Annotated in this window: 14 protein-coding genes; 3 read left to right on the top strand and 11 right to left on the bottom strand. The window is 75.5% G+C overall.

Features of this window, described 5'->3' with window-relative positions:
* Window positions 1-15: 15 nt before the first annotated feature.
* The 4 genes from ACF09K_RS16620 to ACF09K_RS16605 form a co-directional block, all read right to left on the bottom strand.
* Window positions 16-681 carry a DUF4389 domain-containing protein gene (locus ACF09K_RS16620; RefSeq protein WP_392244162.1) on the bottom strand — a complete coding sequence of 222 codons (666 nt, stop codon included), beginning with the start codon at window positions 679-681 and terminating at the stop codon, window positions 16-18.
* A 182-nt stretch (window positions 682-863) separates the two neighbouring features.
* Window positions 864-1520 carry a potassium channel family protein gene (locus ACF09K_RS16615; RefSeq protein WP_392244160.1) on the bottom strand — a complete coding sequence of 219 codons (657 nt, stop codon included), beginning with the start codon at window positions 1518-1520 and terminating at the stop codon, window positions 864-866.
* Window positions 1517-2176, bottom strand: coding sequence for an NAD-binding protein (locus ACF09K_RS16610; RefSeq protein ID WP_392244159.1), 660 nt, complete (start codon window positions 2174-2176; stop codon window positions 1517-1519). The genes ACF09K_RS16615 and ACF09K_RS16610 overlap by 4 nt, the downstream gene beginning before the upstream one ends.
* A complete protein-coding gene (locus tag ACF09K_RS16605) occupies window positions 2173-5073 on the bottom strand; it encodes a cation-translocating P-type ATPase (RefSeq protein ID WP_392244157.1) in 2901 nt (966 codons plus the stop codon). The genes ACF09K_RS16610 and ACF09K_RS16605 overlap by 4 nt, the downstream gene beginning before the upstream one ends.
* 533 nt (window positions 5074-5606) lie before the next feature.
* Here ACF09K_RS16605 and ACF09K_RS16600 point away from each other — a divergent pair.
* On the top strand, window positions 5607-6434 hold the full coding sequence (locus ACF09K_RS16600; RefSeq protein ID WP_392244535.1) for an endonuclease/exonuclease/phosphatase family protein: 828 nt from the start codon (window positions 5607-5609) through the stop codon (window positions 6432-6434).
* 573 nt (window positions 6435-7007) lie between these two features.
* On the opposite strand, the gene ACF09K_RS16595 is transcribed toward ACF09K_RS16600, so the two are convergent.
* Window positions 7008-8120 (bottom strand): ABC transporter substrate-binding protein, encoded by a 1113-nt coding sequence (locus ACF09K_RS16595; protein WP_392244155.1) that lies wholly within the window; start codon window positions 8118-8120, stop codon window positions 7008-7010.
* 646 nt (window positions 8121-8766) lie between these two features.
* Here ACF09K_RS16595 and ACF09K_RS16590 point away from each other — a divergent pair.
* Window positions 8767-9357: a LuxR C-terminal-related transcriptional regulator gene (locus tag ACF09K_RS16590; RefSeq protein WP_392244153.1), complete on the top strand. Its 591-nt coding sequence runs from the start codon at window positions 8767-8769 to the stop codon at window positions 9355-9357.
* Window positions 9358-9471: 114 nt separating this feature from the next.
* On the opposite strand, the gene ACF09K_RS16585 is transcribed toward ACF09K_RS16590, so the two are convergent.
* The 6 genes from ACF09K_RS16585 to ACF09K_RS16560 all read right to left on the bottom strand — a co-directional run bounded on the left by ACF09K_RS16585 (window position 9472) and on the right by ACF09K_RS16560 (window position 18589).
* Entirely contained in the window at window positions 9472-11412 is a 1941-nt protein-coding gene (locus tag ACF09K_RS16585; protein WP_392244152.1) for an ATP-binding cassette domain-containing protein, read from the bottom strand.
* Complete coding sequence (locus ACF09K_RS16580; RefSeq protein ID WP_392244533.1) at window positions 11409-13292, bottom strand: ATP-binding cassette domain-containing protein; 1884 nt, start codon at window positions 13290-13292, stop codon at window positions 11409-11411. Before ACF09K_RS16580 ends, ACF09K_RS16585 begins: the two co-directional genes overlap by 4 nt.
* A 122-nt stretch (window positions 13293-13414) precedes the next feature.
* Entirely contained in the window at window positions 13415-13543 is a 129-nt protein-coding gene (locus tag ACF09K_RS16575) for a SapB/AmfS family lanthipeptide (RefSeq protein WP_006130296.1), read from the bottom strand.
* A gap of 40 nt (window positions 13544-13583) precedes the next feature.
* On the bottom strand, window positions 13584-16238 hold the full coding sequence (gene lanKC / locus ACF09K_RS16570; RefSeq protein ID WP_392244150.1) for a class III lanthionine synthetase LanKC: 2655 nt from the start codon (window positions 16236-16238) through the stop codon (window positions 13584-13586).
* A gap of 286 nt (window positions 16239-16524) precedes the next feature.
* Window positions 16525-17070: a DUF2231 domain-containing protein gene (locus ACF09K_RS16565; protein ID WP_392244148.1), complete on the bottom strand. Its 546-nt coding sequence runs from the start codon at window positions 17068-17070 to the stop codon at window positions 16525-16527.
* A 190-nt stretch (window positions 17071-17260) separates the two neighbouring features.
* The gene (locus ACF09K_RS16560) at window positions 17261-18589 is read right to left on the bottom strand and encodes an MFS transporter (protein ID WP_392244146.1); all 1329 of its coding nucleotides are present in this window, start codon (window positions 18587-18589) and stop codon (window positions 17261-17263) included.
* 331 nt (window positions 18590-18920) lie between these two features.
* On the opposite strand from ACF09K_RS16560, the gene ACF09K_RS16555 reads away from it, so the two are divergent.
* On the top strand, window positions 18921-20330 hold the full coding sequence (locus ACF09K_RS16555) for a rhodanese-like domain-containing protein (RefSeq protein WP_392244144.1): 1410 nt from the start codon (window positions 18921-18923) through the stop codon (window positions 20328-20330).
* Window positions 20331-20442 lie beyond the last annotated feature (112 nt).

Here is a 20442-nt window from a genome sequence, read left to right as displayed (position 1 = left end):
TTCGCGGCGCGGCGCTCAGGCCCGCTCCCCGGCGGCCGGCGTCTCCGAACCGCCCATGTCCAGACGGAACGGCGGGTAGGCGTCCGTCATCAGCGCGGCGTAGGCGGAGACGCGCAGCACCCACCGGTTGAGGCCGATGATCAGGTCGAACAGGTCCTTCGGGTACTTCTCGGTGAAGGCCAGGATCACGACCGCGACCAGCGTCAGCACGCCGATCAGCCCGCTGGACCACCAGCCGAGGTGGGCGCCGCCGACGAGGAACCCGACGACCAGGTAGTGCGGGATCGCCAGCAGCCACCACTTGACCAGCACCAGGCCGCGGGAGAGCCGCTCGGGGTAGGCGATGTCCAGCCGGGCCGGGTAGTCCGGCTCCTCGCCCAGGCTGAACGGCGGGTAGCGGTCGGTGCCCAGCGCGTCGTACGCGTAGAAGGCCACCCGCCAGCTCCAGCGCAGCACCCCCAGGTTGAAGTCGAACAGGGCGCGGGGGTAGCGCTCGGTGAACAGGATCGCGAAGAACGCGATCACCGTCACCACGCAGAAGGCGATCCACAGGAAGAAGAGCACCACGTAGTGCGGAATGGCGAGGATCCACTTCACGAGCCACAGCCAGCGCGACAGCGGCGCGTCGACACGCGCGTCCACCCGGACCGGGCGGTCCGGGAATCCGACCAGGTGTGCCATGGCGATCAGCTCCTTCGCTCCGGGACTACCGGTGGGACGCCGAATTGCGCTCATGACAAGCCTGGCCGCTTCGGCGCGCCGCCGCGAGAGCAGTCCGGCCCCGTCCGGGGGCCCCTCGGCCCGCACGGCCGCCGCTCGCGGCGCCCCGCCGGGGGCGGGTCCCGCGCCCGGGTTCCCGGCCGTCACTGGAACGCGGCGTGGATCTCCTGCTCGGTGGCGGTGTGGGAGACCAGCAGGACTTCGTCGCCGGCCCGGAGGGTGAAGGCCGGGGTGGGGACGGTGGGCTGCCCGTCGCGGATGATGGTGGCGATCACCGTGCCCTCGGGCAGCGGCACCTCGGCGAGGGCGTGGCCCACGGTGCGGGACCGCGCCGTGATCGCGGTCTCGATGACGTCGACGCCCGCCTTGCTCAGCCGCAGCAGGGCGACGGTGTCCGTGGCACCGGTGGCCTCCTCGATCAGGGAGATCAGCGGGGTCGCGGCGGGCACGACGACGTCGACCCCCCAGCGCCGGTCGAACAGCCAGGTGTTGTCCGCGTCGTTCACGCGCGCGGCGACCCGGTCCACGGCGAACCGGCGTTTGGCGAGCAGACTGATGACCAGGTTGTCCTCGTCGTCGCCGGTGGTGGCGATGACGAGGTCGGCGGTGAGAGCACCCGCGTGTTCCAGCAGGGCGGGCTCGCAGGCGTCCCCGGCGACCAGGCGCACCGGGAGGCGGCCCCCCAGCTCGGCGACGCGGTCGTCGTCGGAGTCGATCAGCGTCACCTCGTTGTGCGCGGCGGCGAGCACCTGGGCGATCTGCGTCCCGAGCCGCCCGGCCCCGGCGACGATCACGTTCATGTGCCCAGCTCCTTGCCCAGGAAGCCGCGCAGTCTGCCCAGCGCGGTGGTGGCGACGGCGAAGGTGACCAGGTCGCCCGGGCGCGCGGTGGTGCTGTGGGCGGGGACCAGGGAGTGGCCGCCCCGGGTGACCTCGACGACGCGGATCTCACCGTCGACGTCGAACTCGGCCAGCCGCCGCCCCGTCAGGTAGGCCGGCAGCTCGGCGCGGTGGAGCAGGGTCTCGCCGTCGCCGAAGCTGACGTCGGGGGAGAGGTCGCGGTGCAGCAGCATCCGGTGGATCCGGTGCACGGTCCAGCGGACACCGGCGACGGCGGGGATGCCGAGCTCACGGTAGATGTCCGCGCGGCGGGGGTCGTAGACGCGGGCCAGGACGTGCGGCACCCGGTACGTCTCCTTCGCCGTCCGGGCGCTGACGGCGTTGCTGCTGTCCCCGGAGGTCACCGCCACGAAGGCGTCGGCGTGCTCGATCCCGGCCGCCTCCAGCACGGCCCGGCTGTAGCCGTTGCCTTCGTGGAAGTGGATGCGGGGGGTCCCGGGGAGCCGCCGGGCGGCCCGGGGACGCCGGTCGACGACGTGCACGTCGTGGCCCTCGGCGGCGAGCTGGACGGCGAGTGCGGACCCGACCCGTCCGCAGCCCACGATGATCACTCTCATCGGTTCACCTCTTCCCGGGCGGCACGGGGACGAAGGGCGACACGCCGGTGGCGGCGGAGCCACCCCTTGCGGGCCTCGTCCGCCAGCAGCGGCAGCACTCCCAGCCCGGTCAGGACCGCCCAGTCCCCGGCGGCCAGCGGCGCGGTGTTGAAGACCCCCTGCAACAGGGGGACGTAGCTGATCGCGGCCATGAAGCCGATTCCGGCGAAGCCGGCGCCCAGCAGCGCGGGGTTCGACAGCAGTCCGGCCTTCAGGACGCTCTCGCGGTCGGTGCGCACCGCCTGCGCGTTGAAGAACTGGCTGACCACGATCCCGGCCTGGACCATGGTGATCGCCTCCCGGTAGACCGGATCGTCCTTGGTGAAATCGTCGAACGGGATGCCCGCGGAGTGGATGTGCCAGAAGAACACGGCGCACACGCCGAGGGCCTGGATGCCGCCGAGGAACAGGATCCGTCCCACCACCGCCGCCGAGAACAGCGGCTCGCGCCGGGAGCGCGGGGGGCGGTCCATCACGTCCGGCTCCGGCGGTTCCGCGCCCAGCGCGAGGGCCGGGAGCACGTCCGACCCCAGGTCGATCGCCAGGATCTGCACCGCGCTGATGGGCACCAGCGGGAACCCGGTGAACGTGGCGGCCAGGATCGGGACCAGCTCGCCGATGTTGTGGCTGAAGAGGTACACGAGGAACTTGCGGATGTTCTGGTAGACCGTCCTGCCCAGTCGCACCGCCGTGGCGATGGAGGCGAACGAGTCGTCCAGCAGCACCATCGAGGCCGCCTCCCGGGCCACGTCCGTGCCCGAGGCCCCCATCGCCACCCCGATGTCGCCGTGCTTCAGGGCCGGCGCGTCGTTCGCTCCGTCCCCGGTGACCGCCACGACCTCGCCCCGGCGCTGGAAGGCGGTGACCACCCGCATCTTGTGCTCCGGGCTGACCCGGCACAGCAGCAGCTCCGACGGCTCGGCCAGCAGCGCGTCCAGCGCGTCCCCGTCGAGGGCGTCGAGCCGGGCGCCGGTCACCACCACGGGGTCGGGACCGAGCACGATGCCCACCCGGCGGGCGACCGCCTCGGCGGTCAGGGGGTGGTCGCCGGTGACCATGACGATGCGGACACCGGCCCGGCGGCAGGCTCCGACCGCGTCCGTGACCTCGGGCCGCGGCGGGTCGAGCATGCCGACCAGACCGAGCAGCGTCAGCCCGGACTCCGCCTCCTCCCGCGCGGGGCGCGGGCCGCCCACCTCGCGCCGTGCGGCCGCCAGGACCCGCAGCCCCTGGGAGGCGAGGTCGTCACCCGCCGCTACGACGGCGGCGCGCGTCTCCTCGGTCAGGGGCCGGCGCTCGCCCTTCCACTCGACGGCGGTGCAGCGGGCCAGCAGCTCCGAGGGCGCTCCCTTGACGCAGGCGTGGTGGCCCGCGCCGTCGCGGTGCACCGTCGTCATCAGCTTGCGGTCCGAGTCGAAGGGGAACTCCGTCACGCGGGGCGCGGCCGCCTCCGCCGCGGCCAGGTCGACGCCGGCCTTGGCCGCCGCGACCAGCAGCGCTCCCTCGGTGGTGTCGCCGAGCACCTTCCAGTGCCCCGGACCCGTCGGCGGGACCAGACGGGCGTCGCAGCACAGCCCCGCCACGCGCAGCAGTTCCCGCACGGGCGCCGGATCGTCCACCTCGCCGACGGGCGCGTAGCCCACCCCCGACACCGCGTGCAGCACGCCGTCGGCCCACACCCTGGTGACGGTCATCTCCGCCTGCGTGAGCGTGCCGGTCTTGTCGGTGCAGATCACGGTCGTCGAGCCGAGCGCCTCCACCGCGAGCAGCCGCTTGACCAGCGCGTGCCGCCGCGCCATGCGCCGCACGCCGATCGCCAGCGACACCGAGAGCGTCGCGGGCAGCCCCTCGGGAACCAGCGCGACCATGACACCGAGGGCGAACACGAACGAGGACACCACGGACTCGCCGGTGGGCAGCCGGACGGCGAACAGCAGGGCGCCGATCGCGAGCGCGGCCCCCGCCACCCGGCGGGCCATCGAGGCCACCTGCCGCTGCAACGGCGTCTTCTGCGGCGGCGCCGCCGCGGCCAGGCGGTAGATCTTCCCGAACTCCGTTCTCGCGCCGGTGGCGAAGACGACGGCCCTGCCCGCCCCCGCGACCACCTCCGTGCCCATGAACAGGCAGTTGCGGGCCTCTAGCGCCGGACCGGACGACACCGGCTCGGCGGTACGGCCGACCGCGTTGCTCTCCCCGGTCAGCGGAGCGTTGTCGACGGACAGCTCGTGCGCCTCGACGACCCGGCAGTCGGCCGACACCGCGTCCCCGGCCTCCACCCACACCACGTCCCCCGGGACCAGCTCGCGCGCCGGCAGCTCCAGCCGCTCGCCGTCGCGCAGCACCCGGCAGGTGTGCGGCACCATCGCCTGCAGCGACTCCGCCGTGCGCTCCGCCGAGTACTCCTGCGCGAAACCGATGGCGGCGTTGAGCACCACCACGCCCAGGATGGCGAAGGCCAGCTGCAGGGTGCCCACGTCACGGGGCCGCCCCAGTCCGTACGCGACGAAGGTGATCGCCGACGCGACGAGCAGCACGATCGCGAACAGGTCCGTGAACTGCGCCGCCAGCTGCCGCCACACCCGGGTGCGGCCCGGGCGGGGCAGCTCGTTGGCGCCGTACCGGTCCAGCCGGGTGCGCGCCCGCGCCGCCGGCAGTCCCCGCGGCGAGGTGTCCAACATGGTGAAGACGTCCCCGGCGCGCAACTCCTGCACGGTCGGCGCCCCGCCCGGACCGGCCGGCGGACCGGTCCGGGCGCCGGGTCCCGTGACGTCCGCCCCGACGCCCATCAGCGCCGCCCGCGCAGCGGGGCCCGCGGGGCCGCGGCCCCGGCCGGTGGACACCGTCCGGCTGCGGCGCACGTCCTGGTGGGTGTCTGCATCGTGGCCTCCTGGCCTCCTCGCCTTTTGGGCGCTCGGAAGCGTGCCGGCGGGTACCGGCGCGGACCCGTCGCGGGGCGGCGACCACCTCCTCGTCCTCGGCCCCGCCCGCCGCGGCGGCCCGGGCCGTCCGGTCCGCGAGGGCGGGACCGCCGTCGCGGCACCGCCGCCCCTCCAGGGCGTCCGCCGCCGGTCCGGCCCGGCACGGCGGACCGCCGGTGGTCCCGCGCCACGGTCGTCCCTGTCACCAGCCTGACGGCCGGCGGCGACCGGCGCCACGGCACCGGCTCCGGTTCCCCGGCGGGTGCGCGAACGGTTCGCCGGTGCGGGCCCCGGCCGCGTCGCCGTCGCCGTCGGCTCAGGGGGACCAAGGGGACCAGAGGGGCCAGGAGGACCAGGGGGCCCGGAGGGGACGAGTGCGTGTCGCCGACGGCCCCGTCCCGTAATCTCGTTGCCGGGGCGGCCCGTTGCCGCGCGTATCCCACAACGAGGAGGCGAGGGTGTCCGGAAGGCGCATGCCGTTGCTCGTGGGCGCCGCGATCCTGGCCCTGGTCTGCGTGGCGCTCGTCGGCCGCGGTGCGCCGGGCGACGACCTCTCCGGCAGGGCACTGCCCGCCGACGCCGTCAGGGACGTCGTGCCGAACCGCGTCATGACGTGGAACCTCTGCAACCCCTGCGACACGGACGACGCCGACCGGGCGGCGCAGATCGCCGCGTACGCGCCCCAGGTCGTCGCGGTGCAGGAGGCGTGCGCGCGTGACGTCGAGAAGATCAGGAACCACCTGGAGAACCGCCACGGGCTGGTCTACCACGTCGCGTACGGGACGGTCCTGCGGAACTGGGGCCGCTGCGGCGGAAAGCCCTGGAGTCCCGGGGCCTACGGCCAGGCGGTGCTCTCGGCCGCCCCGATGACCGACCGCGTCGACGTGGAGTACCCCGACGGCGGATCCGAGGACCGCGGGTACATGGCGGTCACCACCACGGTCGGCGGCCGGCCCGTCCGGGTCTTCAACACCCACTTCGCCGAACGACGCCAGGAAGCGGTCCGGGCGGAGCAGGCCGCGGTGCTCGCCGCGGAGGTCGCCCGGTACGACCGCGCGATCGTCCTCGGTGACTTCAACGCGGTGCCGGACGCCCCCGAACTCGGCCGGATGTGGGCACTGGCCGCGGACGCGGACCCCCGCTGCCGGCCCTCGTCAGCCGGCACCTGCCCGCCGACCACCGACTGGCACAGCAAGTTCGACTACGTCTTCCTGCGCGGCATCGCCCCGCTCGCGCACCGCGTGCTGCCCACCCCGTACTCGGACCACCACCTGCTCCACGCCGACCTGGGCCCGGTCTGAGACCCACCGGACGGGGCGGGTCCGGGGGCCGGGGCTCGGAGGCCGGCCCGGCCGGCCCGGCCGGCCCGGGACCACGACCGGTTCGGCGACGTCCTCGGCGTCTGGCGCGACCGGGCGGGCGACCGCCTGGAGGGAGGCCCGATCGCCTCCGGACACCACATCGCCGAAGAGGCACCCGGGGAACTCGTCGCCGCACTCCGCGCGTTCTGGCGGGACTCCGGAAGCCACGGCCCGTGCGGGGACCCGCCGGCGGACCCGTCGAAGGCCGACCGCGCCGGCTGAAGCGGCAGGGGGCGGACGGTGCGCGGCGGCGGGGCGGCCTCCGGCCGGCTCGTGGCGCCGACCGCCAGGCTGTCCCGGTCCCGGTCGCGGTCGCGGCCGCCGTGCCGGACGCCTGGCTCCGACCGGTCCCCTCCGGGGCGTGGAGACCCCCCGCCGCGAGGGCTGCCGCCGGGGCGGGGGCGGGCCCGCCCCGGCAGGGTGCGCGGGCACGAGGGCGCGAGGCCACCGGGAAGACCCGGCGGGCCCGCTCGCCGCCGCCCTCGGCCGGAGAACCGCCGGACCCCGTGCCCCTCAGCCGGTGTGGAGGATCCGGAAGCGGTCGGGTGCCGCGGGGTCCCGGTCGACGACCTGGAGCGGCGGCCGGGTCCATTGCCAGACGCCGGCGCCCGGCGGGCGGGAGAAGCGGATCGGGCCGCGGGTGCCCTCGACCGCGACGCGCGGCCAGGACCCGGCCGCGCGCGCCCGGTCCGCGCCGTGGGAGCGCAGCACTTCGGCGAGGACGGCGATCGTGTCGTAGCCCTCGAAGGCGACGAAGGAGGGCGCCTCGGCCAGCCGTTCGCGCAGGGCCTGCCCGACCCGTGCGCCGAGCGGGGTGAGGCGCTCGGGCAGGTAGCGCAGGAAGGGGACGGCGGCGCCGTCGTCGCCCAGCGCCCGCGCCCATCCGGCGAACTCCGGCTGTCCGGCCGGAGCACCGATCGCGAGGCCGGCGAGGCGCGGGTCGCGGCGGACGGACCGGACGATCGGCACCGCCGGCTCCGGGTGACCGGTCAGGAGGAGGAGCGCGGTCGCACGACGGCCGACGACTTCGTCGCACAGTGCCGCGGGATCGAGCGCGCTCACGTCGAGTTCGACGACGGTGCCGCCGCGCGGAGCGAGGTGGTCCCGCAGGACACGGGTCCCGGCGGCCCAGTAGACGCTCGGCTGCGCGGCCACGGCGATGCGGCTGTGGCCGGCGCCGAGGAGGAAGTCCGCGTAGACCCGCCAGCCGTGGGACTGGGCGGGGGCGAGACGCGCGACCCACTCCGTTGGCTGTTCGGTGAGCGCGTCGAGAACCGCTGACGAACAGAGGAACGGCAGACCGAGGGCGTCGGCCCGCGCGGCGGCGGCACGGGCGACGACGCTGTGGTATTCCCCCGCCAGGGCGGCCACGCCGAGGCGGGCCAGCTCGTCCACCGCCGCCACGGCCCTCCGCGGATCGGCCGCGGTGTCGCGGACCACCAGTTCGAGCGGCCGTCCGCCGATCCCGCCGGCCCGGCCGACGTCGCGCACGGCCAGCTCCAGTCCGGCGAGCAGGTGGCGGCCCGCCTCCACCCAGCCGGGCCGGGACAGCGGGACGAGCGCGCCGATCCGGACGGCCGGCCCGCCGGTCCGCTCCGCTCCGGGCGGCGAGGACAGCGTGTTCATGCGGCGGCGCCTTCCGGGTGACGGCTCGGTCGTGGCCCCGGACCGCCGGGTGACGGCGTCCGGCGGCACACGCTTCTCTCGTCCCGCCGTGACCGGCGCGCCCAGGTGACCATGACGGACATTGCACACACGACCGTCGTCGACGGGCAACCGGTTAACCGCTCCGCCCGGCCGGGTGTCCGACCCCGCGCCGCGCCCGTCCCGCGCCGGGCGGCGGGGGAGCGGTGCGGCCGACGGGGCCGTGGGTTTCGCGTCAGATCGGCGGAGGGCTGTTTCCGGCCGGTCGCCGGACGGTGCCGTACCGACGTCCGTTACCTCTCGTCCGGCGGGGTACGGCCGGTCCGCGGGGCGGTCCGCCGCCGTGGCCAGGGGTCCGAGGAGGGCGGCGGGGCGCACGCCGGTCCGCCGTCCGGGCCGCCGGGCGTCGGTCCCCGCCGGAGGCCGGAGAACGTCTGCGCCGTTTTCCCCCGGCGCGAGTGGCGGCCTCGCGCGCCCTTCCGCGCGCCGGAAGCGGCGGATTGCATCCGGTGCGCCCCCTCCGTCCTCCCGCGCCGTGTTCCCCCGCGACGGATCAGGGCACATGGCCCTGGTGCGTGAGCGGCCGGCCGGCCGCCGTACGAGACAGCCGCTGACAGAGGTGGGGGAAATGGTCCATGTCCGTGTGGTGCACGACGAGGAATTACTGCGCTCGGCGTTGGTGGAACTGCTGAGATCCGACGACACGTTGGAGGTCTCGGACACGTCCCCCGGCGCCGACGAGGGCGAGGTGCCGCCGACGGACGTGTGCGTCGTGGACGGCGAGTGCCTGCAGGGGCCGGGGGAGGAGCACGGCGAGCCGTTCCGGGCGCGGCACGGGGAGCCGCTCGTCGTCCTGACGACGCCCCGGCGTCCGGGTGTCCTGCGCAGGGCGTTCGACGCCGGCGCACTCGGTCTGGTCGACAAGAACGCCCCGGCCCAGCGGTTGATCACGGCGGTGCACACGGTGGCCAAAGGGGAGCGCTTCCTCGACGCCGCCCTCACCGTCGCCCTGCTCGAAGGCGCGGTCATGCCCCTGACCGCCCGGGAACTGAGCGTGCTGTCCCTGGCGGCCGAGGGGGCACCGATGCCCGAGGTAGCGGCCCGTCTGCACCTGTCCAGGGGGACCGTCCGCAACTACATGGCGACGGCGATACGCAAGCTCGGCGCCCGCAACCGGGTGGACGCGATACGCATCGTCCAGGACGCCGGCTGGACCTGAGGCACCGCGCGCACCCGTCGCCCGCGCCCGCTCGGCGTTCCCCGTTCGCGTTTTCGGTTCAGGCCGCCCGGTTCAGGCCGCCCGGTTCAGGCCGCCCGGTTCAGACTGCCCGGTTCAGGCCTCCCGGCCGGGGTCGCCGTTCCAGTGGCCCGTCAGGTCGCGGTAGAGAGCCGAACGCGCCAGCACCTCCTCGTGCCCGCCGCACACCGCCGCCACGCCGTCCAGCACGAGTACCCGGTCGGCGCGGACGGCGGACGACAGGCGGTGCGCGACCACCAGCAACGTCCCCGGCCGCCGCGCGAGGGCCTCCTCCGCCCGGGCCTCCGAGGCGGGGTCCAGGTGGCAGGTCGCCTCGTCGAGCAGCAGCAGGGGCGCGGGCGACAGGTACGCGCGTGCCAGCGCGACCGACTGCCGTTCGGCGGGAGAGAGTTCGCCGGGCCGCACGGCGCCGTCGAGCCCGCCCAGGCGGTCGACCAGCGACCGCAGGCCGAGGGCCCGGACGGCCGCGTCGAGCTCCGTCCGGCCCGCGTCCGGCCGCAGATACGCGAGGTTGTCGCCCACGGTGCCGGAGAAGACGTACGCCTCCTGGGGCACCAGCGTGCGCAGCGCGGCGAGTTCGGGGGCGGCGCGCCCGGTCACCCGGTGCCCGGCCACCCGCACCTCCCCGCCGCTGGGCGCGAGCGTCCCCGCGACCAGGCGGGTGAGCGTCGACTTGCCGATGCCGCTCGGTCCGACGACGGCGAGGTGCTCACCCGGCGCGACGCGCAGGTCCAGCGCGTCGAGGACCGGCTCGGCGCGGACGCCGTAGGACAGGGTCACGGACCGCAGCTCCACCGCCGCGGCCGGCCCACTGCCCGCGGCCGGCCGGGAGCGCGCGGGCCGTCCACGGCCGCCGGGGGCCGTGGAGGCGGGGATCGGGCCGCCGGAACCCATGGCGGTGGTGGCCGGACCGCCGGGGGCCGGGGCGGTGGTGGCGGCTGTGGCGCCGGCGGTGGCCGGGGGCGGCCCTGCCGGGTGGGCCGGTTCCGGGCGCGCGCGGTCCGCGGACGTCGGCGACGGCGCGGGACCGGCGATCCGGTCCAGGACGACCAGCAGCCGGGAGCCCGCCGCGCCGAGCGCGGTCATCAGGGTGTGCAGGGCGGGCAGCAGCGACTGGACGAGGTAGGTGAACGCGCCCAGCAGCGCGCCCGCCGTCACCCCCCGGCCGCGCAGCCACGGCACCGCCACCAGCAGGGCCAGGACGGGCAGTTGACCGGCGATGCCGAGCGCCGCCGTGCGCACCGCCGCCCAGCCGGCCAGGACACGGGACGCGGCGGCGGCACCGGCGACCAGGTCCGCGCCGCGCCGTGCCGCCTCGGGGCCGGTCCCGCAGGCCGTCAGATCGCGCAGCGCCGCCCGGGTACGGGCCGCGTGGTCGCCCAGCGCCTCGTCGGCCGCCAGGGCGCGCCGCTGGGCCGCCGCCATGGGCCGCAGCGTGGCCAGGAACAGGGCCAGGCCGCCGGCCAGCGGCGGCAGGACCACCACGACCAGGGACGGGTGCAGGGACAGCAGCCCGAGCAGTGCTCCGGCGGCGGTGAAGAGGAACGACCGCAGGGTCAGGACCAGACCGGCGAAACTGTCCCGGGCGATCTCGACCTGGTTCGTCAGCCGGGAGACGGTCGCCCGGTCCGTCCCGCCCGGCGCGTCCGGGGCCCGGTCCATGGCCCGGTCGACGGCCCGCCCGACCAGGCCGTCGCGCAGCGGCTCGGTGAGCCCGGCCAACTGCGCGAAGACGCCCCGGATCACCGGAGCACCGCACAGCACCGCGACCAGGGCGACCGCGAGCCACAGCAGTCCCTCGCGGATGTCACCGGCGAGGAACCCCCGGTCGACGGAGCGGGCGACGCCGTGCCCCACCAGGAAGGCCTGCCCCGCCTCCGCCAGCGACCAGAGGGCGAGCCGCGCGAGGACCCCCTTGCGGCGGGCGAGGAAGCGACGGGCCGGCGGCGCGATCCGGCGCAGGGCCCCGCGGCCGTCGCCCGCGTGGTGCGCGCGGCCGGCACCGGAGGGGTTCACGGCCGCGCCCCTTCGGGCGCGGGCGCCGGAGCGGCTCCCGCGGCCTCCGCGGCTCCTGTGGTCCCTGCGCTGCCGCCGACGCGGTCGCCGCCACCGCCACCGCTGCCGGTGTCGCCGCTCTCGCCGCCGCCGGTGTCGTCGCCGCGGCCGGTGTCGTCGACGCGGTCTGCGTCGCCGACGCCGAAGACCGCCCGGTAGTCGGCCTCGTGCCACAGGTCGCGGTGCGACGCGACGGCCCGCACCTCGCCGTTCTCGAGCCAGATCACCAGGTCCGCCCGGCCGGCGACCGACGGGCGGTGCGCGACGACCAGCCGGGTCCCGGGTCGCGGCGACCGGCGCAGCGCCCGCTCCACCTCGTGTTCCGTGGCGGTGTCCAGGCTGGACGTCGCGTCGTCCATGATCAGGAGCCGTCCGGCGTGCGCGAACGCCCTTGCCAGCCCCAGGCGTTGGTGCTCGCCGCCCGACAGCGGCGCGGCGGACAGCGGGGTGTCGTAACCGTGCGGCAGCCGGCGTACGAAGCCGTCGGCGCCGGCGGCCCGGGCGGCCTGCCGTACCCGCTCGGGGGAGAGGACGCGCGGCCCGGCGGCGACCGCTTCGGCGACCGTCCCCTCTCCCAGCGCCGGACGCTCGAAGGCGTAGGAGACCTCGGTGCGCAACGCCTCGCGGCCCAGCCGGTCGAGCCGGACGCCGTCCAGCAGCACCTGTCCCTCGTCGGGGTCCATCAGCCGCCCCGCCACGGCCGCCAGCACGGACTTGCCCGCTCCGCCGCGGCCGACCACCGCGGCGGTGGTGCCGCCCGGTATCCGCACGCGGTCGGCGCGCAGCACCTGTCTGCCGTCGCGCACCACGCGCACACCGCGCAGTTCGAGAGTGCCCCGGCCCGTCGGCGGCAGGGCGCGCGTGCCGTAGGACAGCGCGGGCAGCCGTTCCAGCTCCAGGGTCCGCTCCCGCGCCCGGCGGCCCCGTACGACCGCGCCCAGCAGGGACGCGGCACCGCCGACGCCGGCCGTCAGCTGGGCGTACCGGCAGGCGGCGAGCAGGCCGCCCACGCTCAGGGCGCCCGACGCGAGGCGCAGGCCCCCGACGGCCGTGGCGGCCAGGACCAGCAGCGGCACCAGGACCCCGCTCCTGCCCAGCGCCCGTCCGTGCAGCGCCCACATGTGCCGGCCCAGGGCCGCGAGTTCCCCCAACGGCGCGAGCACCCGAGCGCGTTCACGGGCGCCGGTGCCCGCCGCGGCGATCGTCGCCGCGCCCTCCAGCGCCTCCAGCAGCCGGGACGCGATCTGTGACTGGGTGCGCTGGTAGGCGGCCACCGACGCACCGGTGTCGCGGGCGAACGCCCGCAGCACCAGCGCCAGGGCGGGCAGCCCGGCCAGCACGCATGCCGCCACCCACACGTCGACGAGGGCCAGCGCGGCGAGCGCGCCCACCGGGGTGACCAGCGAGGCCGCCAGCGCCGCGCGGGCCGCCGGGACACCTCCCGCGTCGGCGGCGTTGAGGGTCAGACGGGTGCCGACGTCCCCCGGGGTGTGCTCCCGCGCGCGGTCCGGTACGGCGCCCAGCAGCCCGGCGAAGGCGCGCGAACGGATCGCGGCCGTCCACCCGGCGGTGCAGCGGACGGTGAACAGCGAGGTGAGGCTGTCCAGCAGCATCTCGCCGACGAGCAGGGCGGCGCTGAGCGCCGGCCAGTGTCCCGCGTGACCGTCGCGCAGCAGGAGATCGAGGGTGCGGCCGAGCACGAAGGGCTGGGCCACCGCCGCCACCGCCGCCGCGGACGAGCAGAGCAGCACCAGCAGTTCGGGCGTACGCCCCGGCCCGCCGCCGTCGGTTCCGCCACCCGCCGCGGGCCCCTGCCGGGCCCGTCGCCCGGTCGTCACCACCACCCCACGAACCCTTTCCCCTCCGTCCCCCCGCGGGGACACCGGTGCCCCGGGCGAAAAGCCCGGGGCACCGGTGCCGAACGGCGTCGTTCACCGCGTCGCCGCGGTGGCCGGCTCGAGCGTCAGTTACAGGTCGTGACGCTGAGGCTGCTGTCGCCGCAGAGCAGCAGGCTCGCGCGGCTGCCGGTCTCGACGTCCCCCATGGCCTCTTCCTTGGGGGTCTCCATCGACTGCAGGTCAAACAGGTTCATGACATCTTCCCTTCGTGTGGCAACGGGTGCTGTTCTTTCATCACGACCCCTGACGGGGCCGAGTCGAGGGCCGCCGGCCGGTGGGCGGCGGGAGGAACGGCAGGGCGGCGGGCGGGTCGCCGTGGACGGAGGCGACGGCCAGCAGGCATCCTGCCGTTCCGGTGGAGAGGTCCATGGACAGGCGCATCATCTGCTCGCCGGGGAAGGCGAGGTGGCCGCCGTAGGACATGGCGTGCCAGGTCAGCGCGTCGAGCTGGCGGCGCAGGGCCTCGGGCCCCGTGCCGGCGGCCGGGGCGCCGGCGGTCGCGGCGGCGGTGCGGCCGAGGTACAGCACCATCCCGGCCACGCCCCGGTAGAGGCCGGGCTGGGCGTAGAACATGGCCTGCGCGGCGGCCACGATCTCGTTCCTCGCCCGCGCGAACCCGTCGTTCTCGCGGTGCGCCAGGTAGTCGTCGAGCACCATGCCGATGCCCACACTGCCCGCGCCCAGGTACGGCATGGTGCGCCACCCCTCGTCGACCTGGAGCGCACCGCCCGCGCCCCGCACGCAACGGGCCAGGTCCCGGCGCAGCGCGTCCCCCGCGAGGTCGAGCAGCGCGGAGTCCCCGGTGCGTTCGTACAGCCGCAGGAAGAGCAGCGCGCTGCCGGCCGCGCCGTGCAGCAGGCCGGCGCGCGGCCGGGCGGAGCCGCCCTTCCCGGCCGGTGTGCCGCGAGCGGTCAGCTCGGCGCAGCGCAGGGCCGCCGAGTGCAGTGCGGCCTCACCGGTGGTGGCGGCCAGGGAGTCCAGGGCGAGACCCAGCCCGGCGGTGCCGCTGTGCAGGTCCGGGGCCAGATGCTCGAAGGACTGGTCGAGGAGCAGGTCGGTGAGGTCGAGGGCGCGGTCGCGATGGCCGAGGTGCTCCAGTGTCCAGGCGATCCCGGCGAGCCCGTCGTGGAAACCGGGCGGCATGCCGGACGGCGGTTGCTTGGTCCGCTCCAGCAGCCACTGCTCGCCGTCCTCGCTGCGCCGCGCCCCGCTCTCGGCGAGGGCGTACAGCACCCCTGCCGCGCCGTGGCCGAAGGCCAGCCCGCCGCCCGCCGTGGCGAACTGCGCGATGTCGCCGGGGAAGAAGCGGTCCGTGCGGGACGGTGTCGCGGACGCGTGGATCGCCGCGGCCATGGACTCCCGGCTGCGCGGCCAGTCGCCCGGCCGGACCGGCACGAACGGCTCGGCCGCGGCCCCGGCGGCGGGCCGCGCCGTCCCGGCCGCGGGCCGCCCCGCGGGTGCGCCGGCGGCGCCGGCCGTGATCTCCTCGACCGCCGCGTCCAGGAAGGCGCGGTCCACCGGGAACTGGTCCGCCACCACGTCGGCGAGATGCGCCGCCTTGCGCCGGTCCAGCGCGAGCAGACTGGTGAGCGGCAGGAACAGCGCCAGCCGCAGACAGGCCAGCGCGTACCGGTCCACGGCCACGCCCCGCCGGTCGGAGGGCGCCACGAACGCCGGGTTCGCGACGGTCTGCCGGCCGGACTCGTCCACCCGGTGCGCCGCCTCGAAGTCCAGCAGGGCGACGCTCCCGTCCTCCCGGAGCATGATGTTGAACAGATGCAGGTCGTTGAAGACCACGCCCCGCGCGTGGACCTCCGCGACGGCCCGCTCCACCCGCGCGTGGACGTCGAGCGCCCACTCGGTGTACTCGGCCAGCCGCTCCGCGCCCGGGTCGGCCTCGATGAGCGGGTGGCGGCGGGCGAAGAACGTGTTGAGCGGCTTGCCGTCGATGTGTTCCAGCACGAGGAAGTGGTGTTCCCCGACGGTGAGGTGATCGAGCACCTCGGGTGTGCAGTCCAGACCCGACAGCCGTTCCAGCGCCCGGCGTTCGCGGTGCAGCCGGGTCACGGCGTCGGCGCCGTCGGCCGCCAGCCCGGCGTGCGGGCGGGCCTCCTTGAGCACGACCCGCTCACCGGTGCGGGTGTCGCGGGCGAGGTAGACGCCACCGCCGTTGGAGAAGTGCAGCGCCGACTCGATGGTGTAGGGCAGGTCGGCGACGGTCACCGCGGAACGGGCGTCCAGGTGCGGGCGCAGGAAGGCGGGCGGGCTCACCCAGTCCGGCACCCGGAAGACGGGACCGCGCAGGTCGGGCACCAGCTCTCCGTCGGGACCGGTCACGGCCGGCCGCAACTCGCCGTTCTCGTCGTAGCAGTTGCGGCGGGTGAAACCGCCGTAGCGGACGTGCACGGGGCCGTCGCCGAGCCGCAGGTCGCTCAGGATGTGCGGCCCGGCCTCGCCGGCCAGCAGGGCCGAGAGCTCGCCCGCTAGCTGTTCGAACCGTGCCTCGTCCGCCGGGTACACCGTGATGAACTTGCCGCTGCCGGCCCGGTCGGCGTACTTGGCGTTGCGCTGGTGCAGCAGGTAGCGGCTCGGGACGAACTTGAAGGCCGTGCCGTCGGCGACGCAGTGCCGCCACACGCGTTCCAGCACGGACTCGGCGTTGTCGAGGCAGGCGGAGACGTGGATCTTCCAGCCCTGGTCGGGCAGGTCCGCGTCCACCGGGCGCAGGGCCAGCCAGTCCCCGCTCTCGTTGCGCCGCCATCCCGCCGGGACGGGCGCCGAGGCCGCCGCGTACCGGGAACGTCCGGAGCCGGTACGGGGGGCCGTGCGGTACGGAGCGTCGTAGAAGTACGGGTCCGCGTCGCAGTACACGGCGTAGCCCTTGTTCACGCCTTCTCCCTCCCCCGCCGATCGCTGACGGGCTAGACGCTGTCACGCGTGGCGGGGGCCCGCACAGTTGCCGCTGTCATCAATCCGACGTGCGGAACGCACGGGTAACTTCGGCGAGCGGGCGAGCGGGCGGGCGGGCGGAGGAAAGGAGGGGAGGGGAGGGGAGGGCAGGAGCGCCCCGGTCCGCGGCGGCGAGCCGGGGCGAGCAGCGGTGCCGCGGGCTGGGCGGCGGTGCCGCGGGCTGGGCGGCGGTGGCGGTGGCGGTGCGGCGGTGCGGCGTCAGGTGTCAGTCGTCGTCGCCCCCGTCGCCCGTGGCGGTCCGGGAGAAGCCGTCCTGCCAGGCGGCCTTCGCCCCCGAGTCGCCGATCCGGTACACGTCCACCACGGCGCCCGCGGCGACCCCGACGGACAGCACCACCGCCACCACCCGGACCACCAGCGAGGACCGGAGCGAGGCGGAACGGGTCGGTCCCCCGCCGGGAGCGGCCTGGGCCGCGGCCGACCCGCGGTTCGTCCACCAGATCGCCGCCGCCAGCAGGAACAGGCCCGCGGCCCAGGGGAGGAGACCGTCACCGAGCTCGGCGTGCCGGCGTACCAGGGGGTTGCTGTCGACGTGCTCCTCCAGCCACTCGCCGGCCTCCGCGGCCACGGGCACGCTCGCCAGCGTCACCAGGGCCAATACCGGCAGTACGACCCCCATGCGCCGAGCGGCACCCGGCCATGTCGCGCCGGCCACGACGGCCAGCGCGCTCAGGGGGACCAGCACGATGACGAAGTGCACGACCAGGACGTGTGCGGGCAGGCCGTTCACCAGGGACAGGCTCAGGCTCATCAGGTGTTCCTCCGGAGGGCGACGACGAGGAGACGGCGCGGGCACGGCTGCGCGCACCGGCCGAGGGGGCGCGTCAGCCTCGCACAGGAATCTCTCAACTTCCTCTGAGGATCACGCCCGTCCGGAGCCGGTCGGAGTCGGTGGATCCGCTTCCGTGCCCGCGGCCGCAGGTGCGGTGGCGGGGGAACGGTCAGCGGAGGCCGGGGCGGTGTTCGGTCATCCAGCGGGCGGCGAGCAGCCCGGAGGCGGCGGTCAGGACGGCTGCGGCGACGACGGTGGTGTTCAGGCCGAGCGTGTCGGCGAGGACGCCGGCGACGAGGGCGCCGACGGCGTAACCGATGTCGCGCCAGAAGCGGTAGGTGCCGAGGGCGTTGGCCCGCCAGGCGGGATGGGCGTGGTCGGAGACGGCGGAGATGAGGGCGGGGTAGACCATGGCGGTGCCGAGCCCGAGGGCGACGGCGGAGAGGACGCCCGCGAGGAGCGGGTTGTCCAGCAGGGCGAGGGCGAGGACGAAGCCGACGGCTTGGACGAGCATCCCGGTGACCACGAGCGGTTTGCGGCCGATGCGGTCGGCGAGGTGGCCGGTGGGGATCTGGCCGATGCCCCAGAGGATGGGGTAGAGGCCCTTGATGAGGCCGACGCCGGCCAGCCCGAGGCCGTGGTCGGTGAACAGCAGGGGGAAGACGCCCCAGGTCAGCCCGTCGTTGAGGTTGTTGACCAGTCCGGCCTGGCTCGCGCCGCGCAGGGAGCGGTTGCGCCAGGAGGTGCGCGCGAACGTGGCGCGCAGGCCCGTTCCCTCCCCCGTGGGCAGCGGCGCGGCGTGGCGGGCGAGTTCGAGGGCGACGTGCGCGGCCGTGTCCCGCACCGCGAGGGCCAGGGCGAGGCCCGCGACGACGAAGACGATGCCGATGAGCTCCGGGACGGGGCGCAGCCCGTAGCTGCTCGCCAGGTAGCCGGTGGCCAGCGCGGTCACGCCGACGGCGGTGTAGCCCGCGGCCTCGTTCAGGCCGGTGGCGAGGCCGCGGCGGGCGGGGCCGACGAGGTCGATCTTCATGTTGACCGTCATCGACCAGGTGAGGCCCTGGTTGAGGCCGAGCAGCACGTTCGCGGCGACGATCCAGCCCCAGGACGGCGCCCAGGCCAGGGCGAAGGGCACGGGCACGCCGAGCAGCCAGCCGGCGATCAGGAGCTGTCTGCGGCGGAACCTGGCGGTCAGGGCCCCGGCGGCCAGGTTGGTCAGCGCCTTGGCGAGGCCGAAGGCGACGATGAAGGAGAAGACGGCCAGGTCACTGGTGAGGCCGAAGGTGTCGGTGCCGATGAGCGGCACCGTGGTGCGCTCCAGGCCCACGAGACCGCCCACGGCGATGTTGACGACGACGAGCAGCGAGAACTGGGGCCAGTTCTCGCGCAGCCCGAGACGGACCGGCCGCCCGGAGGCGTCGGTCGGCGTGGCGTCGGCCGGCTCGGCGCCGGTCGCCGCGGTGGCCGACGGCGTGCCGACCGGGGGAGTGGCTTTCACGTGCGGGGTCCTCCGTGCCGTGGCTGGGGGAAAGGAACGGGCTGCTGGGCAGGGGCTGGGCTGTATCTGCACCTCAAGATACCCCCACGGGTATACGAACGACATGACGGGGAACGCGCCGCGTCTGTGATCGGCGATACCCCAGGGGGTATTTGACAGTGATGTGAGAGGTGTCCTACCGTCGACTGTGTAAATACCCCAGGGGGTATCGAGTCGGGTCGGACGGCACCACAGCAACCCGCCCGTATCCCTCACGCCGGGCGTGCGACAGCCCGCGTCGCCCCGCCCGCGCCCACCCCTCGGGTGCGCGTTCCTCAGGAAGGGATTGCCCGTGTTCTTCGCCCAGTACTACCTCGACTGCCTCTCCCAGGCGTCGTACATGATCGCCGACGAGCACACGGGGCAGGCGGTGGTCGTCGACCCGCGCAGGGACGTCTCCGAGTACCTGGCCGACGCCGCCGCGCACGGCTTCACGGTGGTCGGCGTGATCAACACGCACTTCCACGCCGACTTCGTCGCCGGCCACCTGGAGATGGCGGACGAGACCGGCGCCTGGATCGGCTACGGCCGGCGGGCCGAGACCGAGTACCCGATCCGCAAGCTGGCCGAGGGCGAGCGCGTCCTGCTCGGCGACGTCGCCCTGGAGATCATGGAGACCCCCGGGCACACCCCCGAGTCCATCAGCGTCGTGGTGTACGAACACGCCGACGACCGCGTCCCGTACGGCGTCCTCACCGGCGACGCCCTGTTCATCGGCGACGTCGGACGCCCCGACCTGCTCGCCTCGTTCGGTGTCACCGCCGAGGAACTCGGCGCGATGCTCCACGACAGCGTCCAGAACAAGCTCATGGGCCTCGCCGACGAGGTGCGGGTCTTCCCCGCGCACGGCGCCGGCTCCGCCTGCGGCAAGAACCTCTCGACCGAGAAGCAGTCGACCATCGGGGAGCAGCGCGCCACCAACTACGCGTGCGCGCCGATGAGCCGCGAGGAGTTCGTCGCGCTCGTCACCGCCGGCCAGTCCGCGGCACCCGGTTACTTCGCCTACGACGCCGAACTCAACCGCAAGGACCGCGTCCGCTACGACGCCTCGGCGGCCCCGCGGCCGCTGTCCCTCGCCGAGTTCACCGGGCTGCGGGCCGCCGGCGCGGTCGTGGTGGACGCCCGCGACCCGCAGGAGTTCGCCGCCGGACACCTGCGCGGCGCGGTGAACGTGCCCGCGGACGGGCGGTTCGCCGAACAGGCGGGCACCGTCCTCGACCCGGCCGACGAACTGGTCGTCATGGCGCCGCAGAACCGGGAGGAGGAGATCGTCACGCGCCTCGCCCGGATCGGCTTCGACCGCGCCGTCGGCTACCTGCGCAACCCCGACGACGCGTTGGAGGCGCTGGCCGGCGAGGTCGCCCCCGCCAGCCGCGTGACCGCCGCGCACCTGCGCACGGCCCTCGCCGGCGACACCCCTCCGCTCGTCGTGGACCTCCGCACCTGCGGCGAACGCGAGGCGAACGGCTTCATCGGGTCCGCCCTGCACATCCCGCTCAGCGAACTGCCCCGCCGGGCGGACGAACTGCCCGCCGACCGCCCCGTGGTCCTGCACTGCGCGGGCGGCCACCGCTCCTCGATCGGGGCGAGCCTGCTGCGCCACCGCGGCTTCCAGGACGTCTCCGACGTCCTCGGCGGATACGCCGCCTGGGCCCTCCTCCCGGCGGAGCCGGCCGAAGCCCCCGCACTCGCCGACGCCTGACCGCGACGCCCCCTGCGCCCCGCCGCAGCGGCCCCCACGTCCCCCCGGGGCCCTCGCCACTCACCGGCAGGGCCCCCTCGTACCCCTCCCCCGTACCCCTCGCGGTACGGGG

It is taken from the genome of Streptomyces sp. NPDC014882 (assembly GCF_043081325.1).
In the GTDB taxonomy this organism is placed as follows: Bacteria; Actinomycetota; Actinomycetes; order Streptomycetales; family Streptomycetaceae; genus Streptomyces.
Note: the sequence above shows the minus strand (reverse complement) of the source record. Positions and strands in the feature narration are given on the sequence as shown.